Raw genomic sequence first — 23,646 nt, 5'->3', positions numbered from 1 at the left:
CTCTGAAGAGAACCAGACTTCAGGATTCAGGGACATTTGAGGGACATTAAATTGTCCTTTTCTGATCAAACCGCCTTTTCTAGGGCGGTTTTTTCGTTTCCGAGCAGCTGCTCCAGCTTTGCCTTCTCTCGACCCCGATCTGACCCGTCAATCCACTTGGCATAGACGGTGAAAAGCATCTTGGCATTCTTGTGCCCCATCTGCCTGGCGATGTAGGTCGGGTTCACACCGGCGCTCAGTGCGTTGGTGGCGTAGGTGTGCCGCGTCTGGTACGGCCTGCGCCAACGAATGCCGGTTGCCCGCAGAGCAGGGCGCCAATACGTGTCTCGCTGACTGCGCTCATCGTGCCAGGGCTTATTGGTCCCTGGGTTCTCAAAGATCCGGCGGCCTTGCTCGCCATCACGATGGTCAACCCCGCCCAGCATCGTCCAGGGCTTCATTGCCTCCAGCGCGCCGAGGGCGCGGCTGACCAGGTCGACATCGCGGGAGTTGTAGGTTTTGAGCGGCTTCACCTCGCCTGCGGTCCTGGCGCGCTCCACGCGGATGGATGAGCTGGCCCAATCCACATCACCCCAGCGCAGCTCAATCAGCTCCTCTGGGCGCATACCGGTCATGAACGCGAATTCAAAATATACCCAAGCCCGTATGTCGAACCGCTCCTTTAAGTGGGCGAGCACTTTTTCCATCTCAAAAGTTGAGAGAGGGTCAGGCGGCGGGATCTGGTGCTTGCTGTTCTCGATCCCCTCCATGGGGTTATCCATCTTGAGGCTCCGGCCGGCCAGCGCAAAAACCCCGCGCAGGCAAATCAGATAGTTGTTCAGCAGCTTGGCCGATTTCCAAGGGGTTTTGCCAACCTTGGCCGCCACCACCGCGTGAGAGACCTGGTCCATTGGGGTATCTGCACCAAGCAGATCTTTCCAGACAATCAGCGCATTGCGATACTGGGTTAGGGTGTTCTTAGACAGCCGGCCTTTAGTATCCAGCCACAGATCACACCAGCCCCCAAAGGTATGGGTAGGCTGTTTCGCCTTGGCCTGAGGCGAGTTGGGGAAATACTCTCCCCAGTCAAACGAGCCCTCAACAATCGCTTTGCGGACCCGGGCGACCAGCTTTGCGGCATACCGCTCATTGATCGGTGTGGGAGGAATTTCTAGAGTTACGCGCTGCCGCACACCATCCAGCGTGAAACTCACTCGGATGGACTTTTCACGCAGCTCTACGCCGTTGCCTTCGCGACCCATTGCTCAATCTCTTTCATATCAATAAAAATACCGCCATCGGCCTTTTTGTAGTGCTTGCCCAGGAGCCAAACGCCGCGGGCAATCTTTCGCTCAATGGCTTTCACCGTTAACCCGGTAATGCTCGCTGCCAGCTTGATCGTGACGAACCGAGCTGGTGCAATCTGGACGGGTGCTTCCATCGTCATGGTTAGCCTCTCTTCTTCCCAGTAATTTGTGCAGCACCTGCAGGTTGCTCGCTCACCGGCATGGCCTGCAGGTTTTCGTCGGGCCTGCGTGTTTCCACCACACCTGCTTGTCTGTCGTGCTCCCGCAGGGCCTTGCTGAGCATCCTGTGGGCCTGGCGCACGTATGCGGGCACTTGGTGGATTTGCTCCGCCTTCTCTCGAAGCAGTTCCTTTGCATCTCAACCCGTAGCTATGCCTAGGTCGCGGCACTTCATCACTGCATTGATCATTCCGCGTTGCCGGTCCTCTCCCAGCATGTACTCGCACTCCATCCAGGCCAGTAGCCGGCGCAGATGATTCACCTGAGCGTCCGTCATGGGCATGGCAGGGATGTTGTTGTCACCTGTGAGGATCAAGGCCTTGGTCATGCCAGCACTCCTTTGTCGCCCTCAGCGATGCGCTGAGCAGAGTGCAGGAGGTGGGTGACACCATGCAAAACCCCATCGTCATTGCTGACCGCGAGGCATTCCAGCAGGGAGAGTGCAAGCTCGAGATCTCGGGAGAGGTCAGGCAGGCTGCCGGCCAACAGATCGCCGACTTCTTCTTGCTCGAGCCTTGCTCTTGCGGAGTCGCAGAAGGCCACTAGCATGTCACGCGCAGCAATGGTGACGCCATCCTGCACTCGATCGGCATAGTCGGCGAGGACATATCTGGCGCATTCCATATGCTGGAACGCATGGTTGTAGAGCTGCTTGAACTGGTTTGGGGTGAAGCCGTTTGAGAGCGGACCTTCCTTGGGATGGGCCGGGCGTTTCACTCCCTTGCGCAGCACCTGGCCAGCGTGGCATTCAAGGATGATAGCTAGCTTGCCAGCTGCTGCATCAATGTATTTGGTGCGCTCTCGCGATTCAACATCGCCCGGTATCCCTCGACCGCCAGCTTGCAGAAGGCCTCGGCGTGGTCGCAAGCCTCGGAGGCGACCTTAGGCGCCGAAGTAACCGCACTGTGCGACCAGGTGAACATCGAGCGCCGGCTGAGCGGCGACGACAGCGACAAGGCCTGCAGCCACAAATAGAAAGAGCCTCCGCGGCGCCACTACGGCACTGGGGAAACTATTTTTTTTTTCGCTTTTAATGCTCTTAGATATAGCAAGCAGTAATGCAGGAATCTTTTGTGTCGATGTGTTTATATACAGTAAAAAAAGTGAAACTTGTAAGCTATGAACAAGTTTCGAGCGATAGAGTGATTGTTTTAACGAGGAGATATTTATGAGGAAATCTGTGCTTTTCAGCACGGCCGCATTGTTCGCTTCCGCAGCAATCGCTCAACAGTCCGTAATTGATGATGCGTTCACCACAAGAGCCGGTGCCCTTAAGGCAGCAGGTCTGGAAAATGCAGAGAGCCCAGAGAATAAAGCTATTGTCGAATCTGCCACAAGCAATTACGAAATTCTCCGTGAGAACCTGGGAGATTCTTTTGGGGGATTCTGGGTTGAGTATGATGAAAATGGTAATGCTTACCAAGTTCTTGCTGCCACAACCCCTGTGACTGTGGCTAAAGGTTACAGTGAAAATAACAGGCTTGAAGTTGTCAGCGTTAAGTATTCCTTTAGTGAATTAATTAAAATTCGGCAGCAAATTCAAAGCTCTTACGAAGAGCAATATCGCAATGGGAAATCAGATTTCGAATTGATTTCATTGTATGAAGGTATTAAAAGTAATGTTGTTGTAGTCAAAGCCTTGCCTGAATACAAAGAGGCTATTTTGCTTTGGCTCCAAAAAAATGCTATTCCGCTCGATGCTGTGGATTTTCAGGAGCAGGACGGGCAGTCAACGCTAATGGCTACCATTTATGGTGGACAGGCAATCTACAGCGCCGCATCTGGCATCGCATCGACTGCGATAAGATGTACCTCTGGATTTAACGTTACTATTGATACTGTAATTACAGGAGCTGTTACCGCGGGGCACTGTGAAACAGTCTATCCGGATGTCGCACGAAATAAAGCCTATTTGAATGTATCACCTACTCCAGGCAGTTCTACTGTTGGTGGGGGCTATATTGGTGATTTTTTGGCAAATCAGTTTGGCAATGGCATTGATGCAGTGCTTTATGGCAATTGGGGTAATGTCCATACCATGTTGCCAAAGCTAAAAACATCTGTGAATACATATGGTTCGGTCAAGCCTGTAATTCCGGTTGACTACAGCCGAATTGGCCAATCCGTTTGCCATTATGGGAATGCCACAAACTGGCGATGCGGTACGCTGAGTGCAGTAAACTCAACCGAATACTTCAATGGACGACCCTTTAATGTTGCGAGAGCAACATTCTGCGGAGGCCAAGGTGACTCAGGAGGACCCGTCGTTCATGGTGTTAGTCGCAATGCAATGGGTATCTACATGGGAGTCACGGTAGCCGGAGCTACAAACACATGCGGGGCTTCATTGGGAGGTAGCGCCTCGAAAGAGTCCATATTTCAACCTCTTAAGCCATATCTCGATATTTATACAAACGTTAAAATTATGACGGAATAAAGTGAGAGTCTGTGACTCGCTCATGTTTTTGAATAACGCAGGGGCAGGTCGCAGGCCTAAATTTAAAATTGAATTATGATGCGTATAAAATATTTGCTTAGTGTTTTGCTGTATGCTGCATCAGTGCAAGCTTCATCTGAAGCTTTAACGTGTGAAAAATCTGCAATTGAGAATGGTGGGGCTCAAGATTTTTTTGCTAAAAATAGAGATTTGCTTAAAGTGCAAATTGGGAGCGCCTTTGGAGGGTCGTGGGTGGAGTATGATGGGCTGACTGTATATAACATCGTTGCTTTGACCAAGCCTGTTGATATTAATCAGCAGATAATTTGTCTTGGTAACGTGAAAATAATATATGTTCGGTATGGATTTGATGAACTAGTCAAAATTCAGAATAGTATAAAATTAGATATTGAAAAATCTCAGTTTCGTGAGATATTTTCCATTTATTTGGATGTAAAAAAGAATTCTGTTGTGGTTGTGGGTAATGCTGAAAATCTTGATTATGTAAAAAATTGGCTGGCGTCGTTAAGTGTCGATATTGCTGCCTTGACGGTCATCGGTCAAAAGCAACAAATAGAATTGGGTGCGCCTATTGATCGAGTGAATTATAAGTAAGTTAATTCTTTGTGCCGGCGCGATGCTATGGCTGCAGTCGGGTGGATTATTGCATTAATGTCTGCTTTTTAAACGCAAAGCCAACTTCACTCTGCGCGTGCTGTACGCTCTGGCCTGGATGAAGGGACTGTGGATCCATTGGATACGGCCTGCAGCTGGCAGCGCATAGGGCGTAAGTTGAGCTTACATCCCTGGCATCCGACCCGATGCCATCGATTTGCACAGAAACGCAAACTGACACTGTCGAGTCAGGCTCGACCCGCCATGTTGTTTTTCCCCTCCTACACTGGAGGTTCAGAAAATCAACATTAGGCGTCTTCAAGCTGGTTTTAAGCCTGCTTCTAAGCGCTCGCAAAAGATCATGACGGTACGTAAGAAAAAGCGAAAGCCGAGTGAGCTATCAAAACTGAAGAAGCGTTTGGCTCGCCTTCATTCAGAGATTGCTGCTGCTGAAACTGAATTAGCAAAAAGCAGGCTGCTCATTCAAGTTGCTGCGACTGAAGCAAAAATCAAAGTTGAGATGCTTCATAAAGTGTCGGGGTTTAACCGCTTAAGGTATTATGAGATACCGGCAGGGGCGCCAGGCCTGGGCAAGAGAAGTTAGGACGGCGGTTTCTCAAAACGGATCTGTGCTCCCCCTTCCACCCTGCGGCGGGTCCGTGCAAAGAGTGCGGGGCGTTGCACAGATCGTGCTGCCAGCGGGGTCATACCGGCGAAGGGTGGGGGGGCTCGCCGGGTTAGGGCGGCAGGTAACTCTCCTGTTCTGCTCGTGCGGCACAATTAGAGGACGGTGGCGTCCCTGTCGAAGTTGCTGCGCAGCAACTCCACTACAGACGGTAGAGCATATTGATCCTCTTCTGAGGCCCTTTGTTCAAAGCCTAGAATCGCTGCTCTTATTATTTATGAGAAATTTTTTAAGATTATGAAATATTGCTTTATTTTTATCTGTCTTATTATTTCTCGGCAGGTTTGGGCTAGTGCGTACCCCTATGATTTCGTGGATGCTGGAAGTAGCAGTGGTATAAGGAGCGCTGAGCAAATAACGATTTCTTCTAAGTATGAATGGGAGGATTTGTGGCGGCGTCACTCGGAAAAACCTATTCCTTCTGTTGATTTTGAGAAGTACTTTGTAGCGGCTGTTTTTCTGGGGCTGAGGCCAGATTCTTCATATGGAATTCAAATATTAGAGCTTGATAAAAAGGAATCGCAGATTACACTGAAGTACAAGGATTTTAGTAGGGGTGCAAATGAGCGCGCCAACTCTCGTGAGAATTTTGCGCTTTATACTCAAGCAGTTGTTTATCCGTACATAATTATAAAAATAAAGAAACCTCAATATCCAATTTTGTTCGAGAGAGTCTATGAATAAAAACCTTAGGCCAAATGACTTGAAATAAATCATTGATTTCAGGCGGCTTGGTATGGGTGGGGGCGAGAACAGTTGGTTGTTAACGCTGTCTTTTGAACCGACCCAAAGGATAGTGGATGGTCGTTGGCTCCGCTCGGTTAGGGCGGGAGGCGCCTCGCCCTGGCGCCGCGCCGGAGCGGCGATAGCCTCGCGCTGGAGCCGGTGGTGGGCGACGACGCGGTGGACACCGGGCCGCACTTGAGCGCCAGGTCTGTGCGTCAAGGGTGTTGCGAAATTAGACCGCAGAAGATAATCTGTGGGTCTTGCGACACTGGCACCTCAACAACTGGAGGCAGCATGAGACACAACAAAGGTCGCCACTCAGACCCTACACCACGGCTTCAAGGGTTGGCCAAGGACCCTAACCAGCGCAGAAGGCTGAAAGAGCAGCTCGCTGATCCTGGGGTATGCAAAGATTTCAAACGCAGGATCATCCAGGTACTGGAGGAGAGAGAAGTCGCAGCCTCAGAGCTGCGTTAGCCTGGAGGCAGGGGAAGGATCGGATGCAATTAGCTGGGTGACAGAGGCCTGCTAGCCGGGGACAAATTCGTGGGACATTGGCGAGTGTTTCAGAGGATTCCAGGGTGTTGAGCTAGCCCTGTTTCACTCTGAGGCCTTGATCTAGCTAGGCTGCTGTATTAGTTCGAGTCCAATCGCGCCTACCAAATTTTCCCTCTGAAGAGAACCAGACTTCAGGATAACAGGGATTTGGTAAGAAACCTCGCAGAGGTTTCTATTTTGAACAAACCGCCTTCTGGGCGGTTTTTTCATTTGCAGGCATTGGCTCACGCTGGGGCTTCTCCCGCTCTCGATCCCAGCGGTTAATCCGCTTGGTATAGGCCATGAATAGCTTATTCGCGTTGTTCTACCCCATCTGCCCGGCAATGTAGGGCGGGTTCACACTTGCGCCCGGGGCGTTGGTGGCGCAGGTGTGCTGGCTTTCTTTTAGACTTGAGAGAGCATATGGAAACCAGGCACGCGCTGGTAACGGCCTCGGGTTCTTACTGCTGCTGGCGGTGGAGATGAAATCTCCAGTGGCTTGCACTATGCTTTGTCATCCGTTGATCCCGAATTCAATCGAGGGCGGAGCCGACGGCATCGCAGTGCGCTGTGCCAAAGATCAAGGCAACATGACTGCTGCTATCTGTATGGCTGCAGCGATGAGGCGTAGGCCATGATTTTCAGTCCCTTAAAACTGGTCCGCATAGAGCTGATCGCCCAAGTACTGCTGTTGAATACCGAGACTGACGAAGTGGCTCTTGCAAAGTGGCCTATCTGCCTGAACCACAAGGGCAAGTTTGACCGGAAGACCATCCATTGCGATGACTCCACCTGACCTATGGCGGCGGCTCCAAGCCATGTATGGTCCATTGCTAAGCGATGTGATCAGGTCTGGCCTGATGAGGATCGCGTCAGGCTTACATGCTTACGGTCCTGACCAGTAACCCAGAAGGGATATTAAGCGAGTTGCACCGGTAGACCCCGGCGCTGCCGGGTGGATAGCATCCTTCGCTAGAACCACAATCTCATGGCTGTATGTATGCTCGAAGAGCGAGATGGCCTGTTCGAGTTCGACTGTATTGAACTGAAATCAATATGAACATGAAGCTCATGGCATTCAACTGCCACGCCAGGAAGTCATGACTTCTTTCTGATCAGCAAGAGCTCGCAGGGCCGGGAGGCTCATATTTTTTGTAGCGTGGCCAATGTCGCTTGTACTTGACCTGTAAATGAATTTCTACAGCAAGACAGACAAACAGCCAAACAGACAATGCAATCAGGGTGTACTGAGAGGGGAACAGCGTATCTTTGAACAACAGACATACGATGAGGGGTAGGCACATCAAGAGACTGAATAACTCTGATGGATGCGTGTTGTATTGGAGTATGCCTTTGCAGGTGCGGCAGATTGGGATAGCACGAGAAGGAAGAAACCTACGCTCATTAGGTGCAGGAATTAGCCGGATCAGCTTTCCTTTAAGTGAGGTGCCGCAGTAAGGGCAGTGGTGTCGCATCATCCAATTGTAGGAGTGCCATGTGGCATTGGTCTTCGGGCAGCGTTGCTTTTTCCGGACGGTCTCTGGTAGATCCAAGAGGCATGGCCGAGGAAGGGCATATTGGCGCTAAAGACTGAATTGTCCATGCTGACCTCAGTACTAAAACTGTGCCATACCAGGGCAGGATAGACCGAACGGATCGGTGGCAACTACTGGATGAGGATACGGGAGCAAGCACTGATGAAATGCAGTCCAAAAGTTGGACACCAGCCCAACCAATGGGGTGTTTTTATGGCGAAATACGATAGAAGCTTCAAATGATCAACCGGCATCTATGCGCAGCAATCAGCACCTATCTGGGCACCATGGCCTGTTGGCCCAAGCTTATGGCAGCTTCAGCTCGATCCTTTTGTCATCCATGAGGATGACGCTGCCATCAAGCAGAGCTTGTCCAGAAATCTCCTTGTCTTGACCACCGCAGTGCCTCAGCGCCGAGCTCGCATCAAGTACTGCGCCAGTGCCTCAAACGCCGGCAACGACGTCGGATCATTTGCCGCATTTGCAGCCACCGGGTGCGAGCCGTATCGGGCAATGACCATTTGCGCGGTCGGATCGATATAGAGCGCTTGCCCATGCACGCCGCGTGCGGCAAAGGCGCCGTGGGCGTTGTGCGTGACCCACCACATATTGCGGTAGCTCCAGCCCGGCAAGAGGGCGTAGCCGGCTTTGGCAAAATCGGCGCGCCTGCCGCCTTGGCGGATGTCGGCGATCGCGGCCGCAGGGATGATTTGCTGGCCATTGAAATAGCCATTGTTGCGGACCATCTCGCCAAAGCGCGCCAGGTCTCGCAGGCCCGTGTTCAAGCCGCCGCCGGCAAATGGGGTGCCGGTCGCGTCGACGGACATATAGGCATCCTGCTCGGTGCCCAGGCGGCTCCAGATGCGGCTGGACAAGAGCTGCGCGACGGACTGGCCGCTGACGCGCGCAATGATCCAACCCAGCGCATCGGTATTGGCGGTGCGGTAGCCAAATGCCTCGCCGTGCATGCCTTGCGGCTGGACCGTCTGCAAAAACTCGTAATAGCTGCGGGGGCCTGTGAAGTCCTTGGGCTTGGGCAGTGGATTGCCTGCGGCCGCATGGGCCCAGACCTCTGCCTTGGGGTCGGCATAGTCTTCGCTGAACCGGATGCCGGTGGTCATGTCCATCACCTGGCGCACCGTGGCGCTGCCAAAGGCAGACATGGCGAGTTCGGGCACATAGTCTGCGGCCTTGCGGTCGGGGTCCAGTGTTCCTTCTGCGACCAGCATCGCAGCCAAGGTGCCGACAAAGGACTTGGTGACCGACATCGCCGCATGCTGGCCATCGGGCCGGAGTGCGCCGGCATAGCGCTCGTAAACAATGCGGCCCTTGTGCAGCACGACGATGCCGTCGGTGTAGTTGGCGGCCAGCGAGTCCCGCCAGCGCATTGTTTCACCGGTATCCAGGCGCTTGAATTCCACATCGTCAATATCGCTGCGCAAGGCGCGGGGCAGCGGGGCGGCAGGCCGCAGTCCTCGCGAGATATTAACGGTCGGCATCAGCTCGCGAAAGTGCGACACACTCCAGCGCATCGCCGGGAATTGGAAATACGAGCCGTCGTCAAAGCGAAGAATGCGGTCGGCGGGCGGTGGCGATCCCTGCATCCAGCCCAGTTTGATGGGGTCGCTGTCGGCGGCGTCTGGGTAGGGCGGGGAGGGCGAAGCAGGAGCCGCGGCTGCGCTGAGCGCCAGCAACAGCGATGCGGCGATCAGGCCCGGTCTGCGATTCAACCATTGCGGTGCTGCCATGTGCTCTCTCCCATGCGGTAGTGCTGATCGCAGTATCTTATAGAGCAGCCAGCCGCGCTGGCTTTGCCGCGCGAAAGATGTATCGCCGTACTGCGGTTGAATGGATGGTTTGGCGGGAAGGCGACTGCAAGACCTATACCTTCCCAAGGAGCGTGAGCAGGGAGGCGCGGCCCCCGCTATACTCCCACCCAGGAGATGACGTTCCTCCTTAACCGCCGCGCCATGCGGCTGATGACGTCTACAGAACCTGACCTGGCTCGGGGCTGTAGACGTTGTCGCGTATACATTTCTTGCCAGGTCAGGCCGATGCACCCGCGCTTTTGACCTGTATGCCCAAACGTTCAACCCTCGAACCCCTTGCACTGCTGCCCCATCTGGGCAAATGGCTGCTGCTGTCGGCCCTGGCGGCCGCTTTGGCGGGGACGGCTTCGGCTGTCTTTCTTTGTGCGCTTGACGCGGCAACGCGCTGGCGCGACCAGCACCGTTGGCTGGTCTGGTTGCTGCCGCTGGCGGGCTTGGCCGTGGGCTGGGTCTACCAGCGCCTGGGCAAGTCTGCCGAAGGTGGCGTCAACCTCATCATGGACGAAGTGCATGCGCCCAAAAATACGCTGCCTTTGCGCATGGTGCCGCTGGCCTTGGTCAGCACGGTGCTATCGCATCTGTTTGGCGCCTCGGTGGGGCGCGAGGGCACGGCCGTGCAGATGGGCGGGGCGCTGGCAGACCAGCTGAGCCAGCGCTTTCGCCTCGCCGCGCAGGATCGGCCCCTGCTGCTGATGGCGGGCATCAGCGCGGGCTTTGCATCGGTGTTTGGCACGCCGCTGGCGGGGGCCATCTTTGGGATGGAGGTGGTGGCTATTGGGCGCATGCGGTATGAGGCGCTGCTGCCTTGTGTGGTGGCAGCGCTCCTTGCTGACCAGATCAGCCTGGCCTGGGGCATCCACCACACGCATTACGCCTTGGGCGTATTGGCCCCCATGGGCTGGTGGCCGGTGCTGGCCGTTGCGATTGCCGGCATTCTGTTTGGGCTGGTGGGCATGCTCTTTGCCACGGCTACGCGCAGGCTTGGTGCCTTCATGAAGAAGCGCGTGGTCTATGCGCCGATGCAGCCTTTTATCGGCGGTCTGGTCATCGCCGCAGCCGTGTGGGCATGCGATGCCTACCGCTATACCGGGCTGGGCATTACCGAGATCGTGCAGGCCTTTGAGGGCCCCGTGCGGCCCTGGGATTTTCTGGGCAAGCTGCTGATGACGGTGGTCTCCATCGGCAGTGGTTTCAAGGGTGGGGAGGTCACGCCGCTGTTCTACATCGGCGCCACGTTGGGCAATGCGTTGGCGCCACTGCTGCAGATGCCGCTGGGCATGATGGCGGGCTTGGGCTTTGTCGCCGTCTTTGCCGGTGCCGCGAATACGCCCATCGCCACCACCTTGATGGCGCTGGAGCTGTTTGGTCCGCAGATCGGGCCCTTTGCGGCGATCGCCTGCGTGGCGGCCTACCTGTTCTCAGGACACGCTGGCATCTACCAGGCCCAACGCATCGCTCAGCACAAATATGGCCAGCGCCAGGACTAACGGGGCGGTGGTTTGGCCGGGGGCTGTCTGAGCACAGCTGGCCAGGCAGCGGCTCAGACCGCTGGGCTCAGGCCCAGGGCAGCCAGCGGGGCACCATGCATCTTCTTGGTGGGGCGCTGCCCATCTTTGAGCTCGGCCAGATAGCACTGACCGGGAAAGAACACGGCCTCGACCTCGCGCAGCGACTGCAGGCCAAAGCCTGCCAGTTTGAGCAGCCGCTCGGGATAGGCGGCGATGACTTCTTCCACGGTCGTGATGTTGTGGCGGGCCAGGGCGTTGAATGCGCGGTTGGAGAGCTTTCCTGCAAGCGGTGTGGCGTGCGCGGCTTGCGCATCGTTCAGCGGAGACATCAGATACAGACAGGGTTGTGTTGCGAGTCTTGATGCTAGCACCCCAGTCCTAATACAAGCTTACAACCCTGGGGCGCAGTGCGAGATGCAGCGCATGCCGCTGCAGGCATGAAAAAGCCCTCGGCAGAGGGCTGGTGAAGAGGGAGATGGGTGGAGCCATGCGCACCCATGGAGGGCCATGCGGGGCAGCACAAATGGCATGGCCCTAAGAGGGAATGGAGGGACTGGCTGAGCTGACCAAGGTCACGATGGTCTTGGGCTTCTGGCCCCGGTAACTGAGTTCATTGCCTTTGTATTCTGGCCTTTCGATCCAGGTGATACGGGAGTCGGGCACGCCATCTGGATAAGAAATTCTGTCCTTTTCATAACGGGCTTGAATCTCTTCCTGGCTCAGTGCCTGAGCCGGAAGGGGTTTGGATGCATAAGTCATGGCTTTCAACTCCTTGAATATCGCTGGAATGCCGGTTCTATGCGAGGCCGCTCCTCGTCGCCACCCCCAGTATGCGCTTTACAAGATGTACTGGGTATGGAATAGCCATAGACAAAGCCATGTTCTGTTGTGATGAAGTCGCAAAGCCGCTCTTGCATGGCAGCTGTGGGAGAGTCCCTACGGTAATGCTGCTTGCACGACTGCAATGCGGGGCCGGTGTTGGTGTGACACTGGAATCACAGCAACCGACCAACCCGCAACCCTCAAGGAGTGACAGATGAACGAAGACACGATCAAAGGCAACTGGAAGCAATTCAAGGGCAAAGTGCAAGAGCAATGGGGCAAGCTGACCAATGACGATCTGGACGTGGTGGACGGCCAGCGCGAGCAGCTGGTGGGCCGCATCCAGGAGCGCGAAGGTATTGCGCAGGACGCTGCAGAAAAGCAGGTCAAGGATTGGGAAACCAAGAACAATTACCGCTGGTAATTCAAGCAGCCTCCCTGGCTTTCGCGAGGGAGGCCTTTTTTATTCTGCATGCAGGCGGCCATCGAACGTGGCCGCCTTGCTGCGTGATGCACCAAGGCCCGAGCCATGAATTCTTCTGACTCCGCATTCCAGACCATCATCAATACCGTTGCAGGCGAACTGTCTGATCTGACCGATCTGGCGCAGGCCACGCGCATTATTTTCAAACTGCTGTTGGCGGCGCTGCTGGGCGGCATGCTGGGCTATGAAAGAGAGGCCAGCGGCAAGGCCGCTGGCTTGCGCACGCACATGCTGGTGGCCATGGGCGCTGCGACCTTTTTGGCCGTGGCGCAACTGATGGGCATGACGCCAATGGATTCCAGCCGCGTGATCCAGGGCCTGATCGCCGGCGTGGGCTTTTTGGGTGCCGGCGCCATTTTGAAACCCGCCAAGGAAAACACCGAGGATGTGAAGGGCCTGACCACCGCCGCTGGCATCTGGTTCACCGCAGCGATTGGTATGGCGGTGGGCGCCGGTGAAGAGGCCGCCGCCATTTTGTGCACCTTGTTTGCGCTGTTTGTGCTGATGGTGCTGCCAAAGAATGTGGTGCCCAAAAAAGGCAGCTGATGCTGCTGTGCCGGCGCATGGCCTGGGCAATAAGCCCGTGTCGGAATTGACCTAGGCCGCTGCCGTGGCAAGGCCTACGCAGTCGGATTGCCATCGGCGGTACAAAAGGGTTTTGTATGAAGGAACCCCTTATGCGCCGCACACCTGAGGCATCGGCCTCCTCCAGAACCTCCTCCCTGCCGCTGGCCATGGCCTTGACGGCTGCCGTGTCAGCCCTGTGGTACACCGGCCAGCGGGTGCGGGTGCCCAAGAATGTTCGTCCCGTGCAGGACTTTGATGCCGAGCAGTACATGGGCCACTGGTATGAGCTGGCGCGGATTGACTATGTGTTTGAGCGCGGTCTGACCTCTTGCACCGCTGACTACTGCCTGCAGGACGACGGCACGGTGCAGGTCACCAACCGTGGCTTTGACCCCGAACGCGGTCAATGGAAGTCGGCCACTGCCGTGGCCAAGCTGCTGTCCGGCCCCGAGGTGGGCTCGCTCAAGGTGTCGTTCTTTCGCCCCTTGTATGCGGGCTACCATGTGGTCTATGTCGACCATGATGCAGGACACGCCGTGGTGGTCGGTGATGCGGCCAAGTACGCCTGGATTCTGTCGCGCACGCCGAGCATCGACGAAGCTGCCTACACACGCCTGGTGGCCATCGCCGCCAGCAATGGGGTCGATGCCCATCGGCTGATCCGGGTGCCGCATGGCGCGGCGCTGGAGATGGTCGAGAGCAGCAAGGCGGCGTAAGATGGCTGCATAGCCGCTGCATAGCCGCTGCATAGCCGCTGCAAAGCCGCTGCAAAGGCTGCGCGAAAGGCATGGGTATTAAATGATATTCATTCTCAACTGGTTTATGATCCAGCCATCGAGAGCGTCAGCCACAGCGCGGCTCTTTGCATCCGTTTCATCGTGGGGCGACCCGGGACCGCAGCGTCTCCAAGGTCGTTTTTGCTAGCCACCGACAGGCCCTTGCGGTCTGTCAGCCAGCCAAGCTCTTTTCTCCACGCATCCGATGGCCCATGCGGTCTGTGTATCGATGTCCCATTCCTCCGCTTCTCCCAACCCATCTTCCAGCCCAGTGGCCGTGCAGGCGCCCCGTGACCAGGAGCACCAGCGCGGCCTGCACCAGATCGACGCCACCATCGTCTCGCTGCAGCGCCCGTCGCCCCACACCTTGCGGGTGGGCATGCATCTGGGCGATGTCGGCAACGACCCGGTCTGGGACGAGGCCAATGTGGCTTTTCGCGTCTATCCGGATCTTGAGGCCCCTGCGGTTTCGCGCGTCTATACCGTGCGAAGCTTTGCGCCGCAAACGCGCTGCGCCGAGTTTGATGTGGTGATGCATGGCGGTGACAGCCCCATGATGCGCTGGGCTGCGCAGGCCGCCATTGGCCAGCAGGTACGGCTGACAGGCCCCCGTGTCAACATCGTGCTGCCCGACGCCAAGGGCCGGCCTGTGGCGCTGTTCTGTGATGATTCGGGCCTGCCCGCGCTCTACTCGATCTTGCAACGTTGGCCCGCAGGGCTGGGCGGCGTAGGCTGGATTGCCAGCGACGATCTGCATGGGATTGCGGAGCTGCCACGGGTGGCTGGCCTGCAGCTGCAGCGCTTGCCAGGTCATGGGCGCGACCCGCTGCTGCAGCAGGCCCGCCAGTTGGAGGACGCTGCTGGCCATGTGGTCTGGGGTGCGGGTGAGCGCGACGAGATGCGCGCGATGCGCAAGTACTTCCAGTCCGAACTGGGCATGGACAAGGCCGATGTGTCGATTGCCGGCTACTGGAAGCGCGGCGCCAGCAATACCGAAATCGATGCCGAACGCCAAAGCGCCTACCAAAAATTTACCGCCGCTGGCGGCAAGCTGGCGGACTGGGACGACCTGGGGATTGCGATTTAACGCCAGGGCGATGTAAGCACGCGCCATCCGCATTCACTCACCGGGCAAACGGCCCGGTTTTTTATCGGCTAATGGGTGCGGGCGCTGCTCGGCAAGTGACTGCCCAATGCATTGAATTGCGCGGTGCTTCGCGGCACAATCGCCCTTTTTGCCCTGCACTGCAGGCGCGCGTTCTTCCCGCTCTCTGCTGCCCATGTCTGAACTCAATCTTTCGCTGGTGTTTCTGTTTGCGCTGTCGGTCATTACCTTGCTGATCACCCCGGGCCCTGTGACCTTGCTGGTGGCTAGAGCCGGCCTGGTGGGCGGCATGCGCCATGCATTCGCCACCATTTGCGGCACCAACTTGGCATCGCTGGTGCTGATTTTTTTGTCGGCGCTGCTGATCAAGGGCTTGCTGGTCATCGATGAATCGGCCTTCAAGCTGGTGCGCCTGGCGGGCTGCCTCTACATCGTCTGGATCGCCTGGGGCATGATCCGCGACGCCTGGGCGATGGATGCCGAGCCCGGCAGTGCCATGACTGCGGAACCGGCCCCCGGCAGCAAGCAAGGCGGCTTCAGCCAGGGCTTTATCCTTGGTGTCTCCAACCCCAAGGACATCATTTTCTTTGCCTCGTTCTTGCCGCAGTTCATTGGCGTGCTGCCTGCGCCCGACCACAGTCTGGCGGTGCTGACCGTTGTCTGGGTGGTGCTGGATTTCAGCATGCTGGGCCTCATTGCGCTCCTGGTGCGCAGCTTGATTTCGCCCGCCCGCGAAAAGCGCATCCTGCTGGTCGCGTCCTGCCTGCTGCTGGCCATTGGCGTTGCCGGTTTTGGCTATGGGCTTTATGACCTGATGGCTTAGGGCTGCCTAAATCCTGCGCCACTCCTTCGCTAATCTTCGCTGACACCAAGCCAACAGGCCTGCGACATGCGGGCCTGTTTTTTTTAATGTCTGCACACTGCTTGGCGGGGACTCAGCGGCTGTCCACTGGCTGCGCAGGCTCTGCCTCATGGGCGGGCGCAGGGCGGCATACCGGCACCGGCGCAGGTGCTGGCAGGCCAGCGGCCAGGGCCTTGTCATAGGCAGGGATGCGGCGGCGCTGCTCAGCCAGGGCCTGGGGGTCCAGATCGGGGCCGCATGGGGGCAGGGTAGCTGCAGCAGGCAGTGTGGAGGCGGCTTCTGATGCAGCCGGTGCTGCGGCCATCGGTGGCGCGGGCCGTTCGGCCGCGCGTTTTTCTTCGGCGGCCTGCGTTCTGGCAGCGGGTGGGACAGCAGGGTATGCGGGTGCAACGGCGGCTGCAGCGGGGGCCGCAGGTGCTGGCAGGGGCGGCGCTACCGGCGTAGGCGCGGCTGCCGACGGCATGCGGCGCTCTGCCTGCGGCACAGGTGCGATGGCTGGCGCGGGGCCGGTGTTGGCGCTGCTTGCGCCTGCGCCAGCCGCAGAAGCGGGGGCAGGCGCGTGCGCTGCGTCGGCGGCAGGGCTTGCTGCCTTTTCCATTGGCGCGGCTTCGCTGCGCATCTTGGCGCTGGCGGGGCTCGCCGCCCTGTCAGCACCAGCAGGTGCGGCGGGCGCTGCGGGCGCGCTAGGTGGCGGAGGCGGTGCCGACGCAGCGCTGGGCGCGCTGTCCATGTGGGGCGCCTCCAGCTGCGGCGCGCCGGGTTCATTCAGGTGCTGCAGCGCCAGCCAGCTGACCAGGCCAATGGCGGCCAGGCTGCCCAGGGCCTGCAGCCACCAGCGGCGGTCATTGGCGGCTTCGCCTCGGAAGTGCTGGCCTTGCTGGCCACTGCTGTCCAGATCGGCGGGCGTGGCGGCTGGGCCTTGCGCTGCCTTTGCGCGCGCATGGGCCAGGATCTGCGCCGTGCTGGCGTCGCTCGGGCCGGCGTCCTGCGCGCTGGCCTCGCGGTAGAGGTCGACCAGGGCATCGGGCCGCTTGGGTTCTTGCGGTGCGTTCATACGGTCACCTCGATGGCCTGGCGCAGTTTGGCGCGGGCATAGCGCAAGCGGCTTTTGGCGGTTTCCTGGGTCACCTGCGTAGCCATGGCAATGTCGGCCACCGACATATCGGCCTCGGCCTGCAGCAAAAAGGCCTCGCGCTGTTCGGGCGGCAGCTGGGCCAGGGCAGCGAGCAAAGCACGCGCCAGGTCCTTGCGGCCCTGCAGGCGCTCGGGGTCAAAGCCGGAGTTGGCAAACAAGGTTTCGGCCAGGCGCATGCCTTCGCTGTCCTCTTCATCGAGGCTGCGGTGGGCCTTGTGGCGGCGCCAGTGGTCCACCAGTTTGTGGTGGGCCAGGGTAAAAGCCCAGGTCGTGAACTGCGCCTGGGGTTGGTAGCGCTGGGCGCCATCGACCACGGCAAACCAGGTCTCCTGCGCCAGGTCATCGGCGAGCGCGGCATTGCCGGTGTTGCGGAAAAAATAGCGCCACAGGCGCTGGCTGTGGCGATGGTAGAGCTGCTCGAACGCCGCGACTTGGCCGCCAGCGTAGGCCAGCATCAGCGCTTGGTCGTCTTGCAGTGCATCTACCATGCGGCAGATTATGCAAAAGCCTGCACCCGCTGGTGGCCCTTGTGGAGAAAATCGCACGCCGCAGCGCGGTGATGCCTGCGGCGGCAAGACCTCAATAGGCGGGCGGATCAGGTACATAGCCAGAGGGCGATGCTGGAAAGGGGCGGGGCGCTGGCTCCACGGCGGGCTGCGGCGCGCGGATGACGCCCTGGGCCACCAGGTTGGCATAGCTGTCGTAGCGGATGCGGATGATCTGCGCCGGGCTGCTGCTGGCGCTGTGGAACGCCGTGGTCCGCGTGACGGAGCGCTCCAGCGCGCCATGGCCCGTGCCCAGGCGCGGCGCCACCGGTGTGGGCGCGGCGGCCGGCGCGCTGGCCTGGCGCGATGGGGCAGCAGCCGAGGCACTGGGAGCAGCAGATGCCGCAGGAGCGGCTGGTGGCGGCTGCACCGAGGCGCTGGGCATCGCGGGCGCTGCGCTATCGGCGCTGCTGGCTTCGGCGGCCGGTGCCGTGCTTTTTTGCGCCTCGCGGTTGCGCAGGATGGGCGGCTGGGGCCGGGGTTCGCGCTCGCGGAACACCGCCACCCCAATCACGCCAATATCGCGCGGCCGGCCGGTGCGTGCGGCATACGCGTCTTCGCTGTGCGAGAAATAGAAGGCCGCCACCTGCTGGTCGCTCTTGCGCCAGCCTGCGATGGCCCATTGCTGGCCGCTGCCCAGCACATAGCCATCGTCGGGCACGGCCGCCGCAGTCTGGCCGCTGATGGCATTGATGCCATCAATGCTGAGCACAGCCAGGATGCGGCCCCGGCTGCGGTTGTTGATATCGACCGCATAGCTGCTGCCCGGCTGGCCTGCCACCCAGTACTCGCCCTGGTGGTAGTACAGCGGCAGGCGCTGGCCGCTGCTGCGGTCGATGATTTGCACATCGGCCAGTGGGCTGGCCTGCGCGGGCAGGCTGCCCAGCAGGCTGCTGGCAAACAAGGTCAGTGAGGCCAGTGCGTGGAGGCTACGGGGCTTGCGTGCGCGGCACGAAGCAGGGGCGGGGGGGAGGATGGTGTGCATGGCAGGGCGCTGCAGAAGTGGTGGTCTGCCCTGAATCGCGCTGCCCGCCCGCAAGGGGTTAAAGGACCCCGCCCGCAATCGTATTTATTTGTAAGTCGCCTTGGCAGGTGTACTTGCAGGCGCTCCCACGGCGCCTGCGCTGCAGCCGCTTACTTCTGCGTGACCAGCGAGCAGGTGCTCTTGGACAGCGGCTGGAAGGCCTGCTCGCCCGGGATGGTGTCGAGGATCTTGTAGTAGTCCCAGGGGCCCTTGGATTCCTTGGGCGTCTTCATCTGCACCAGGAACATGTCATGCACCATGCGGCCGTCTTCGCGCACATAGCCGTTTTGCGAGAACATGTCGTTGATCTTCATGGTCTTGAGCTGCTTGGTCACGGCCAGGCCGTCGTCGGTGCCCGCCGCCTCGATGGCCTTGAGGTACTGGGTGACGGCCGAGTAGACACTGGCCTGGTTCATCGAGGGCATCTTCTTCATGCGGGCCTGGTATTTCTTAGCCCATTCGCGCGAGGCATCGTTGCGGTCCCAGTAGAACGCGGTCGCAAAGGTCAGGCCCTGGCCCAGCTCCAGCCCCATCGCATGGGCATCGTTGATGTAGATGAGCTGGGGCACAAAGGTGAGGTTCTTGGTCATGCCGAACTCGCGCGCCGTCTTGATGGAGTTGACGGTGTCCTGCGTGGCATTGGCCAGCGCGATCACCTGGGCCTTGCTGGCCTGGGCCTGCATCATGAAGGACGAGAAATCGCTGGCATTGAAGGGGTGGTAGACGGTGCCCAGCACCTTGCCGCCCCCTTCCTTGACGAAGTCGGTGACCGTGGCTGCCGTCACCTTGCCGTAGGCGTAATCGACGGCCACGATGTACCAGTCCTTCTTGCCCTGGGCCAGGATACTTTGCACCGCCGACTTGCCCAGCGAGTACGAATCGACCGTGTAGTGGATCGAGGTGGGGCCGCAGAATTCATTGGTCAGCCCGGTGGACAGCGCGCCCGTGCTGATGGCGACCTTGCCGCGCTCCTTGGCCATCGTGAACACCGCGCCGGCGATGGCCGAGTTGTTGATGTCGACGATCATGTCCACGCCTTCGGCATCCCACCACTGGCGTGCCTTGGTGCCGCCGATATCGGCCTTGTTCTGGTGGTCGGCAAAGACCACTTCCACCGGCTTGCCCAGTACCTTGGCGCCAAAGTCTTCGACCGCCATCTTGGCCGCCTCGACCGAGCCTTTGCCGCCCGAGTCTGCGTACTGGCCCGACATGTCGCTGAGCACGCCGATCCTGACCTTGTCATCGGAGATGCCGGCGGCCTGGACGGCCAAGGTGGCGCATGCCAGCAAGCTGGCAGCAGCGGTGGATGTGCGAAGGGTCATGCTTGTCTCCTGTCTGTTTTTTGTCGTCGTTGGCAGTGCCGGGCTTTGCTGCAGCGCGGCCCAGGCCTGTGCAGGCATTATCAAAAGCGATGTCGCGGGTGATCACGGTGCTTCCCCTAGGGCGCTGGGCAAACCAGTCCCATCTGCGACAAAATGCAAGAATGCTGGCTGCAGCCCGCTGCTGTCTCAGTCATTCGGCTTGAAAGGCCCCGATGGATTCCTCGCACCCCAACCCTGCCCCTTTTGAACCCATGCCGCTCAACGCGATGAAGCTGCTGGTCTTGCTGGTGCTGGTGCTCAGCACCTTTGGCGGCCTGTACTGGGCGCCCGAGATCGATGCGATCTGGGGCCATGGCACGGCCTACCTGTATGGGGCATCGGTGCTGCCGGTGCTGTATGTGCTGCTGGTTGCCGGCTATGCCTTGTACATGCACCGCCATCCGGAGAAAGACGTGCAGGTTGCCCGCACTGACCATGGCACGAAACCATAAGTTCTTTGTGCTGTACCTGCTGGGCCTGGGCTGCTTCATCGGCCTGGTGGCCTGGGCCGAGCGCGCCGGTCTGTCGCGCCAGTGGATCGGGCCGCTCTTTCTGTTTGTGCCGGTGATGATGTATGCGGCCATTGGTGTCTGGGGGCGCACGGCCGATTCGGAGGAGTACTACGTCGCGGGGCGCCGCATTCCGCCGGTCTACAACGGCATGGCCACCGCGGCCGACTGGATGAGCGCGGCGTCCTTTTTGTCGCTGTCGGGTGCGCTGTATTTGCAGGGCTTTGCCGGCACCAGCCAGCAAGCCGGGGGACTGGCCTATCTGCTGGGCTGGAGCGGCGGCTTTGTGCTGGTGGCGCTGCTGATTGCGCCGCAGCTGCGCGCGCTCAATCTCTACACCTTGCCTGATTTTTTCCAGCTGCGTTATGGCGGGCGCTGGCCGCGCGTGATTGCCGCCGTCGCTGCGGTGATGTGCTCGTTTTCCTATGTGGTGGCGCAGATCTATGCGGTGGGCCTGATCGCCTCGCGGCTGACCGGCGTGCAGTTCGAAATCGGCATCATGCTGGGCCTGGGCGGCGTGCTGGTCTGCTCCTTTCTGGGCGGCATGCGCGCCATCACCTGGACCCAGGTCGCGCAGTACGTGATGATCCTGCTGGCCTTTCTGATTCCGGTCTCCTGGCTGGCCTACCAGCGCCTGGGCAGCCCGGTCGCAGCCGTGGCCTACACCCAGGATCTGGGCAAAATCGCCGATTACGAGAAGGGGCTGCTGAGCGATTCGGCCGAGCGCGATGTGGAGCTGGTGTTTTTGCAAAAGGGCATGCTGTATGAATCGCGGCTGCGCAATATTCCCGCCGCGCTGGAGGCCGAGCGCACGCGCCTGCAGGAGAAGGTGCAGCAGCTGCGCATCAGCAATGCCGACCTGAACCAGGTGCTGGCTGCCGGGCGCGAGCTGGCAGCGCTGCCGCACGACGAGGCGAGCGCGCGCGAGCTGTGGACGGCGGCGATGCGTGAGAACTATGCCCGCGCCCAGCCGCTGGGCGGCATGCCGCAGCACACCTTGCCCTATGCGCCGATGCTGGGCTCCGAGCAAAGCGCGCAGGAGCAAGAAGGCCTGTCGCGGCGCAACTTCATGGCGCTGATGTTCTGCCTGATGCTGGGCACCGCCGGTCTGCCGCATCTGCTCACCCGCTACTACACCTTGCCCAGCCCGGCCGCTGCGCGCAGCTCGGTGGTCTGGACCCTGTTCTTTGTGGTGCTGCTCTACACCAGCGCGCCGGCGCTTGCGGCCCTGGTCAAGCTGGAGGTCATGCAAAGCCTGGTGGGCAGCCATTTCGATGCGCTGCCGGCCTGGATTGCGCAGTGGACACGCATGGACAACGCCTTGCTGTCGATCGAGGATGTGAACGGCGACGGCATTGTGCAGTGGGGCGAGATCCATTTGGGTGCCGACCTGATCATGCTGGCCACGCCCGAGCTGGGCGGCCTGCCGTTTGTGGTCTCGGGCCTGGTGGCGGCCGGCGGGCTGGCCGCTGCGCTATCGACGGCCGACGGTCTGCTGCTGACCATCAGCAATGCGCTGGTGCGCGATCTCTACCTGGTCGAGCGGGGCAAGTCGGTCACGCCGCAGCAGCGCGTGATTCTGTCCAAGTTCACTTTGCTGCTGGTGGCGCTTGCGGCCGCGGCCGTCGCCTCGGTGCGCAGCTCGGGCATTTTGGTGCTGGTGTCGGCCTCGTTCTCGATCGCTGCTGCGGCCTTTGTGCCGGCCATGCTGCTGGGCCTGTACTGGCGCGGCGCGACGCGGCGGGGCGCCGTGTGCGGCATGGCTGCGGGCCTGGGCATCACCTTGTACTACATGGTCGTCAACATGCCAATCAACAGCCTGGCGCCCGGGGCGCAGGCCTCGGCCCATCTGTGGTGGGGCATCCAGCCCACGCTGGCGGCGGTGTTTGGCGTGCCATTGGGCGTGTTCGTGACCTGGGCGGTGAGCTGCTGCACCAGGCAGTCCGCGCCCCTGGCCAAATAGCCTCCACCAGGCGGGCCCGGATATGAAAAAACTGCACAGGCTGGGCGCCATGTGCAGTTTTTGGGACGGTGTGGATCACAGGCCAGGGGCCCTGCGTCGCTTAGACCTTCAGCAGTTCCACGTCAAACTTGAGCGTGGCGTTGGGAGGAATCACGCCGCCTGCGCCGCGTGCACCATAGCCCAATTCAGCGGGGATGATCAGCGTGCGCTTGCCGCCCACCTTCATGCCCTGCACGCCTTCGTCCCAGCCCTTGATGACCATGCCGGCGCCCAGGGGGAACACGAAGGGGTCATTGCGGTCCTTGCTGGAGTCGAACTTGGCGCCTTGCTCGCCATTGTTGAAGAGCCAGCCGGTGTAGTGCACGGTGACTTGTTGGCCCTTGGCCGCTTCGGCGCCGGTGCCAACTTCCGTGTCTTCGTACTGCAGGCCGGAGGGGGTGGTGACGGTGGTCATGTAAATCCTTTGTGAGTGCTTTGCTACCAGCAGCGATCATACCCGTCTGCCAAACACAGAGCCCGCACAAGGCGGGCTCCAGGGGGCAAAAAAGGGCCTCGGCGGGCAGGAATTTACTTCTTGGTCTGCGCTGCCACCCAGCGCGTGGCAAAGGCCTGCACATCGGACAGGCGCTTGAGCAGGTCCTGCCCCGAGGGGGTGACGGTGTAGCCGTCGCTGTTGTGGTCGAGAAAGCCGGCCTCGCGCAGCTCCTTGATGCGGGTGTTGAGCGTATTGGGCGTGATGCCGCCCACGCTGTCTTGCAGCAAGCGGAAGGTCTGGGGATGTCCGTCCCGCAATGCCCAGAGCACACGCAAAGCGTAGCGGCACTCCAACCGCTCGAAGAGCTGGTTGATGGCGGTGTTTTCCTTGGCGCTCATGTAAGGGTCTCCTTGCGCTGTGTTGAGGAGCGAGGCCCAGGCCTTCGCATGCAAATCCACTGAGAGGGTGCGATCAGCGTCGCGGCAACATCTGCTACAAGTTTAATAGCTCTTCATCCACGATGTATAGGCGCAGCTGACGATTGGACCCAGGCGGCAGCGGAAGTGTTGTTCAATTGCTACGGTTTTTGAGTGTGCAAAGGCCGTCCGCAAGGCGCTGCAGCGCAGAAGTGGCACCTGTGC

General features: G+C 59.4%; 26 protein-coding genes and 1 riboswitch. Of the genes, 13 read left to right on the top strand and 13 right to left on the bottom strand.

Annotated features, from left to right (window positions below; genetic code table 11):
- Positions 1-65: 65 nt before the first annotated feature.
- From WH265_RS04360 to WH265_RS04345, 4 genes are all read right to left on the bottom strand, one after another.
- Positions 66-1,241, bottom strand: a complete 1,176-nt coding sequence (locus WH265_RS04360; protein WP_339557452.1) for a tyrosine-type recombinase/integrase — start codon at positions 1,239-1,241, stop codon at positions 66-68.
- Positions 1,217-1,426 carry an excisionase family protein gene (xisR, locus tag WH265_RS04355; RefSeq protein ID WP_339557451.1) on the bottom strand — a complete coding sequence of 70 codons (210 nt, stop codon included), beginning with the start codon at positions 1,424-1,426 and terminating at the stop codon, positions 1,217-1,219. Before xisR ends, WH265_RS04360 begins: the two co-directional genes overlap by 25 nt.
- A 218-nt stretch (positions 1,427-1,644) precedes the next feature.
- Positions 1,645-1,833 carry a hypothetical protein gene (locus WH265_RS04350; protein WP_339557450.1) on the bottom strand — a complete coding sequence of 63 codons (189 nt, stop codon included), beginning with the start codon at positions 1,831-1,833 and terminating at the stop codon, positions 1,645-1,647.
- On the bottom strand, positions 1,830-2,222 hold the full coding sequence (locus WH265_RS04345; protein ID WP_339557449.1) for a hypothetical protein: 393 nt from the start codon (positions 2,220-2,222) through the stop codon (positions 1,830-1,832). The genes WH265_RS04350 and WH265_RS04345 overlap by 4 nt, the downstream gene beginning before the upstream one ends.
- A 451-nt stretch (positions 2,223-2,673) precedes the next feature.
- Between WH265_RS04345 and WH265_RS04340 the strand changes: the two genes are divergently transcribed.
- From WH265_RS04340 to WH265_RS04320, 5 genes are all read left to right on the top strand, one after another.
- Positions 2,674-3,942 (top strand): S1 family peptidase, encoded by a 1,269-nt coding sequence (locus tag WH265_RS04340; protein ID WP_339557448.1) that lies wholly within the window; start codon positions 2,674-2,676, stop codon positions 3,940-3,942.
- Between the two features lie 75 nt (positions 3,943-4,017).
- Positions 4,018-4,557 (top strand): hypothetical protein, encoded by a 540-nt coding sequence (locus WH265_RS04335; protein WP_339557447.1) that lies wholly within the window; start codon positions 4,018-4,020, stop codon positions 4,555-4,557.
- 361 nt (positions 4,558-4,918) lie between these two features.
- On the top strand, positions 4,919-5,161 hold the full coding sequence (locus tag WH265_RS04330) for a hypothetical protein (protein ID WP_339557446.1): 243 nt from the start codon (positions 4,919-4,921) through the stop codon (positions 5,159-5,161).
- 393 nt (positions 5,162-5,554) lie between these two features.
- On the top strand, positions 5,555-5,926 hold the full coding sequence (locus WH265_RS04325) for a protease complex subunit PrcB family protein (RefSeq protein WP_339557445.1): 372 nt from the start codon (positions 5,555-5,557) through the stop codon (positions 5,924-5,926).
- A gap of 1,213 nt (positions 5,927-7,139) precedes the next feature.
- A complete protein-coding gene (locus WH265_RS04320) occupies positions 7,140-7,301 on the top strand; it encodes a hypothetical protein (protein ID WP_339557444.1) in 162 nt (53 codons plus the stop codon).
- 1,146 nt (positions 7,302-8,447) lie between these two features.
- On the opposite strand, the gene WH265_RS04315 is transcribed toward WH265_RS04320, so the two are convergent.
- The gene (locus WH265_RS04315; RefSeq protein ID WP_339557443.1) at positions 8,448-9,788 is read right to left on the bottom strand and encodes a serine hydrolase domain-containing protein; all 1,341 of its coding nucleotides are present in this window, start codon (positions 9,786-9,788) and stop codon (positions 8,448-8,450) included.
- 182 nt (positions 9,789-9,970) lie between these two features.
- Positions 9,971-10,036, top strand: a riboswitch (Fluoride riboswitch).
- 81 nt (positions 10,037-10,117) lie between these two features.
- Here WH265_RS04315 and WH265_RS04310 point away from each other — a divergent pair.
- The gene (locus WH265_RS04310) at positions 10,118-11,356 is read left to right on the top strand and encodes a voltage-gated chloride channel family protein (protein WP_339557442.1); all 1,239 of its coding nucleotides are present in this window, start codon (positions 10,118-10,120) and stop codon (positions 11,354-11,356) included.
- 53 nt (positions 11,357-11,409) lie between these two features.
- Here WH265_RS04310 and WH265_RS04305 read toward each other — a convergent pair whose 3' ends face one another.
- Positions 11,410-11,706 carry a DNA-directed RNA polymerase subunit alpha C-terminal domain-containing protein gene (locus WH265_RS04305; RefSeq protein WP_312989121.1) on the bottom strand — a complete coding sequence of 99 codons (297 nt, stop codon included), beginning with the start codon at positions 11,704-11,706 and terminating at the stop codon, positions 11,410-11,412.
- 205 nt (positions 11,707-11,911) lie between these two features.
- Complete coding sequence (locus WH265_RS04300; protein ID WP_312989120.1) at positions 11,912-12,136, bottom strand: hypothetical protein; 225 nt, start codon at positions 12,134-12,136, stop codon at positions 11,912-11,914.
- 277 nt (positions 12,137-12,413) lie between these two features.
- On the opposite strand from WH265_RS04300, the gene WH265_RS04295 reads away from it, so the two are divergent.
- From WH265_RS04295 to WH265_RS04275, 5 genes are all read left to right on the top strand, one after another.
- Positions 12,414-12,623 (top strand): CsbD family protein, encoded by a 210-nt coding sequence (locus WH265_RS04295; RefSeq protein WP_021027398.1) that lies wholly within the window; start codon positions 12,414-12,416, stop codon positions 12,621-12,623.
- Between the two features lie 105 nt (positions 12,624-12,728).
- On the top strand, positions 12,729-13,229 hold the full coding sequence (locus WH265_RS04290; RefSeq protein ID WP_339517549.1) for an MgtC/SapB family protein: 501 nt from the start codon (positions 12,729-12,731) through the stop codon (positions 13,227-13,229).
- A gap of 131 nt (positions 13,230-13,360) precedes the next feature.
- A complete protein-coding gene (locus WH265_RS04285) occupies positions 13,361-13,966 on the top strand; it encodes a lipocalin family protein (RefSeq protein WP_339517550.1) in 606 nt (201 codons plus the stop codon).
- A gap of 289 nt (positions 13,967-14,255) precedes the next feature.
- A complete protein-coding gene (locus WH265_RS04280; RefSeq protein ID WP_339557441.1) occupies positions 14,256-15,113 on the top strand; it encodes a siderophore-interacting protein in 858 nt (285 codons plus the stop codon).
- Positions 15,114-15,306: 193 nt separating this feature from the next.
- Positions 15,307-15,954: a LysE family translocator gene (locus WH265_RS04275; protein WP_021027395.1), complete on the top strand. Its 648-nt coding sequence runs from the start codon at positions 15,307-15,309 to the stop codon at positions 15,952-15,954.
- Positions 15,955-16,066: 112 nt separating this feature from the next.
- On the opposite strand, the gene WH265_RS04270 is transcribed toward WH265_RS04275, so the two are convergent.
- The 4 genes from WH265_RS04270 to WH265_RS04255 form a co-directional block, all read right to left on the bottom strand.
- Positions 16,067-17,047 (bottom strand): hypothetical protein, encoded by a 981-nt coding sequence (locus WH265_RS04270; protein WP_339557440.1) that lies wholly within the window; start codon positions 17,045-17,047, stop codon positions 16,067-16,069.
- Entirely contained in the window at positions 17,044-17,616 is a 573-nt protein-coding gene (locus WH265_RS04265; protein WP_339557439.1) for a sigma-70 family RNA polymerase sigma factor, read from the bottom strand. Before WH265_RS04265 ends, WH265_RS04270 begins: the two co-directional genes overlap by 4 nt.
- A 91-nt stretch (positions 17,617-17,707) precedes the next feature.
- Complete coding sequence (locus tag WH265_RS04260) at positions 17,708-18,658, bottom strand: hypothetical protein (RefSeq protein WP_339557438.1); 951 nt, start codon at positions 18,656-18,658, stop codon at positions 17,708-17,710.
- A 149-nt stretch (positions 18,659-18,807) separates the two neighbouring features.
- Positions 18,808-20,019 carry an ABC transporter substrate-binding protein gene (locus tag WH265_RS04255; protein WP_027010617.1) on the bottom strand — a complete coding sequence of 404 codons (1,212 nt, stop codon included), beginning with the start codon at positions 20,017-20,019 and terminating at the stop codon, positions 18,808-18,810.
- 212 nt (positions 20,020-20,231) lie between these two features.
- Between WH265_RS04255 and WH265_RS04250 the strand changes: the two genes are divergently transcribed.
- Together WH265_RS04250 and WH265_RS04245 are read left to right on the top strand one after the other, a co-directional pair.
- The gene (locus tag WH265_RS04250) at positions 20,232-20,510 is read left to right on the top strand and encodes a hypothetical protein (protein ID WP_312988691.1); all 279 of its coding nucleotides are present in this window, start codon (positions 20,232-20,234) and stop codon (positions 20,508-20,510) included.
- Positions 20,494-22,530 (top strand): VC_2705 family sodium/solute symporter, encoded by a 2,037-nt coding sequence (locus WH265_RS04245; RefSeq protein WP_339557437.1) that lies wholly within the window; start codon positions 20,494-20,496, stop codon positions 22,528-22,530. Before WH265_RS04250 ends, WH265_RS04245 begins: the two co-directional genes overlap by 17 nt.
- A gap of 100 nt (positions 22,531-22,630) precedes the next feature.
- Here WH265_RS04245 and WH265_RS04240 read toward each other — a convergent pair whose 3' ends face one another.
- Both WH265_RS04240 and WH265_RS04235 read right to left on the bottom strand, forming a co-directional pair.
- Entirely contained in the window at positions 22,631-22,984 is a 354-nt protein-coding gene (locus WH265_RS04240; RefSeq protein WP_116925004.1) for an FKBP-type peptidyl-prolyl cis-trans isomerase, read from the bottom strand.
- A gap of 113 nt (positions 22,985-23,097) precedes the next feature.
- Positions 23,098-23,403, bottom strand: a complete 306-nt coding sequence (locus WH265_RS04235; protein WP_027010615.1) for a winged helix-turn-helix transcriptional regulator — start codon at positions 23,401-23,403, stop codon at positions 23,098-23,100.
- Between the last annotated feature and the right edge of the window lie 243 nt (positions 23,404-23,646).

Source organism: Comamonas sp. MYb396 (assembly GCF_037479555.1).
GTDB lineage: Bacteria > Pseudomonadota > Gammaproteobacteria > Burkholderiales > Burkholderiaceae_C > Comamonas.
This window is presented reverse-complemented; position numbering and strand designations above follow the sequence as displayed.

What these genes read in the sequence shown, in the direction of transcription:
- WH265_RS04245 (WP_339557437.1), top strand. Translation starts at nt 20,494, where the DNA reads ATGGCACGAAACCATAAGTTCTTTGTGCTGTACCTGCTGGGCCTGGGC.
- WH265_RS04335 (WP_339557447.1), top strand. Translation starts at nt 4,018, where the DNA reads ATGATGCGTATAAAATATTTGCTTAGTGTTTTGCTGTATGCTGCATCA.
- WH265_RS04310 (WP_339557442.1), top strand. Translation starts at nt 10,118, where the DNA reads ATGCCCAAACGTTCAACCCTCGAACCCCTTGCACTGCTGCCCCATCTG.
- WH265_RS04260 (WP_339557438.1), bottom strand. Translation starts at nt 18,658, where the DNA reads ATGCACACCATCCTCCCCCCCGCCCCTGCTTCGTGCCGCGCACGCAAG.
- WH265_RS04360 (WP_339557452.1), bottom strand. Translation starts at nt 1,241, where the DNA reads ATGGGTCGCGAAGGCAACGGCGTAGAGCTGCGTGAAAAGTCCATCCGA.
- WH265_RS04285 (WP_339517550.1), top strand. Translation starts at nt 13,361, where the DNA reads ATGCGCCGCACACCTGAGGCATCGGCCTCCTCCAGAACCTCCTCCCTG.
- WH265_RS04265 (WP_339557439.1), bottom strand. Translation starts at nt 17,616, where the DNA reads ATGGTAGATGCACTGCAAGACGACCAAGCGCTGATGCTGGCCTACGCT.
- WH265_RS04295 (WP_021027398.1), top strand. Translation starts at nt 12,414, where the DNA reads ATGAACGAAGACACGATCAAAGGCAACTGGAAGCAATTCAAGGGCAAA.
- WH265_RS04300 (WP_312989120.1), bottom strand. Translation starts at nt 12,136, where the DNA reads ATGACTTATGCATCCAAACCCCTTCCGGCTCAGGCACTGAGCCAGGAA.
- WH265_RS04275 (WP_021027395.1), top strand. Translation starts at nt 15,307, where the DNA reads ATGTCTGAACTCAATCTTTCGCTGGTGTTTCTGTTTGCGCTGTCGGTC.
- WH265_RS04305 (WP_312989121.1), bottom strand. Translation starts at nt 11,706, where the DNA reads ATGTCTCCGCTGAACGATGCGCAAGCCGCGCACGCCACACCGCTTGCA.
- WH265_RS04270 (WP_339557440.1), bottom strand. Translation starts at nt 17,047, where the DNA reads ATGAACGCACCGCAAGAACCCAAGCGGCCCGATGCCCTGGTCGACCTC.
- WH265_RS04250 (WP_312988691.1), top strand. Translation starts at nt 20,232, where the DNA reads ATGGATTCCTCGCACCCCAACCCTGCCCCTTTTGAACCCATGCCGCTC.
- WH265_RS04280 (WP_339557441.1), top strand. Translation starts at nt 14,256, where the DNA reads ATGTCCCATTCCTCCGCTTCTCCCAACCCATCTTCCAGCCCAGTGGCC.
- WH265_RS04240 (WP_116925004.1), bottom strand. Translation starts at nt 22,984, where the DNA reads ATGACCACCGTCACCACCCCCTCCGGCCTGCAGTACGAAGACACGGAA.
- WH265_RS04235 (WP_027010615.1), bottom strand. Translation starts at nt 23,403, where the DNA reads ATGAGCGCCAAGGAAAACACCGCCATCAACCAGCTCTTCGAGCGGTTG.
- WH265_RS04340 (WP_339557448.1), top strand. Translation starts at nt 2,674, where the DNA reads ATGAGGAAATCTGTGCTTTTCAGCACGGCCGCATTGTTCGCTTCCGCA.
- WH265_RS04320 (WP_339557444.1), top strand. Translation starts at nt 7,140, where the DNA reads ATGATTTTCAGTCCCTTAAAACTGGTCCGCATAGAGCTGATCGCCCAA.
- WH265_RS04350 (WP_339557450.1), bottom strand. Translation starts at nt 1,833, where the DNA reads ATGACCAAGGCCTTGATCCTCACAGGTGACAACAACATCCCTGCCATG.
- WH265_RS04315 (WP_339557443.1), bottom strand. Translation starts at nt 9,788, where the DNA reads ATGGCAGCACCGCAATGGTTGAATCGCAGACCGGGCCTGATCGCCGCA.
- WH265_RS04290 (WP_339517549.1), top strand. Translation starts at nt 12,729, where the DNA reads ATGAATTCTTCTGACTCCGCATTCCAGACCATCATCAATACCGTTGCA.
- WH265_RS04255 (WP_027010617.1), bottom strand. Translation starts at nt 20,019, where the DNA reads ATGACCCTTCGCACATCCACCGCTGCTGCCAGCTTGCTGGCATGCGCC.
- xisR (WP_339557451.1), bottom strand. Translation starts at nt 1,426, where the DNA reads ATGACGATGGAAGCACCCGTCCAGATTGCACCAGCTCGGTTCGTCACG.
- WH265_RS04330 (WP_339557446.1), top strand. Translation starts at nt 4,919, where the DNA reads ATGACGGTACGTAAGAAAAAGCGAAAGCCGAGTGAGCTATCAAAACTG.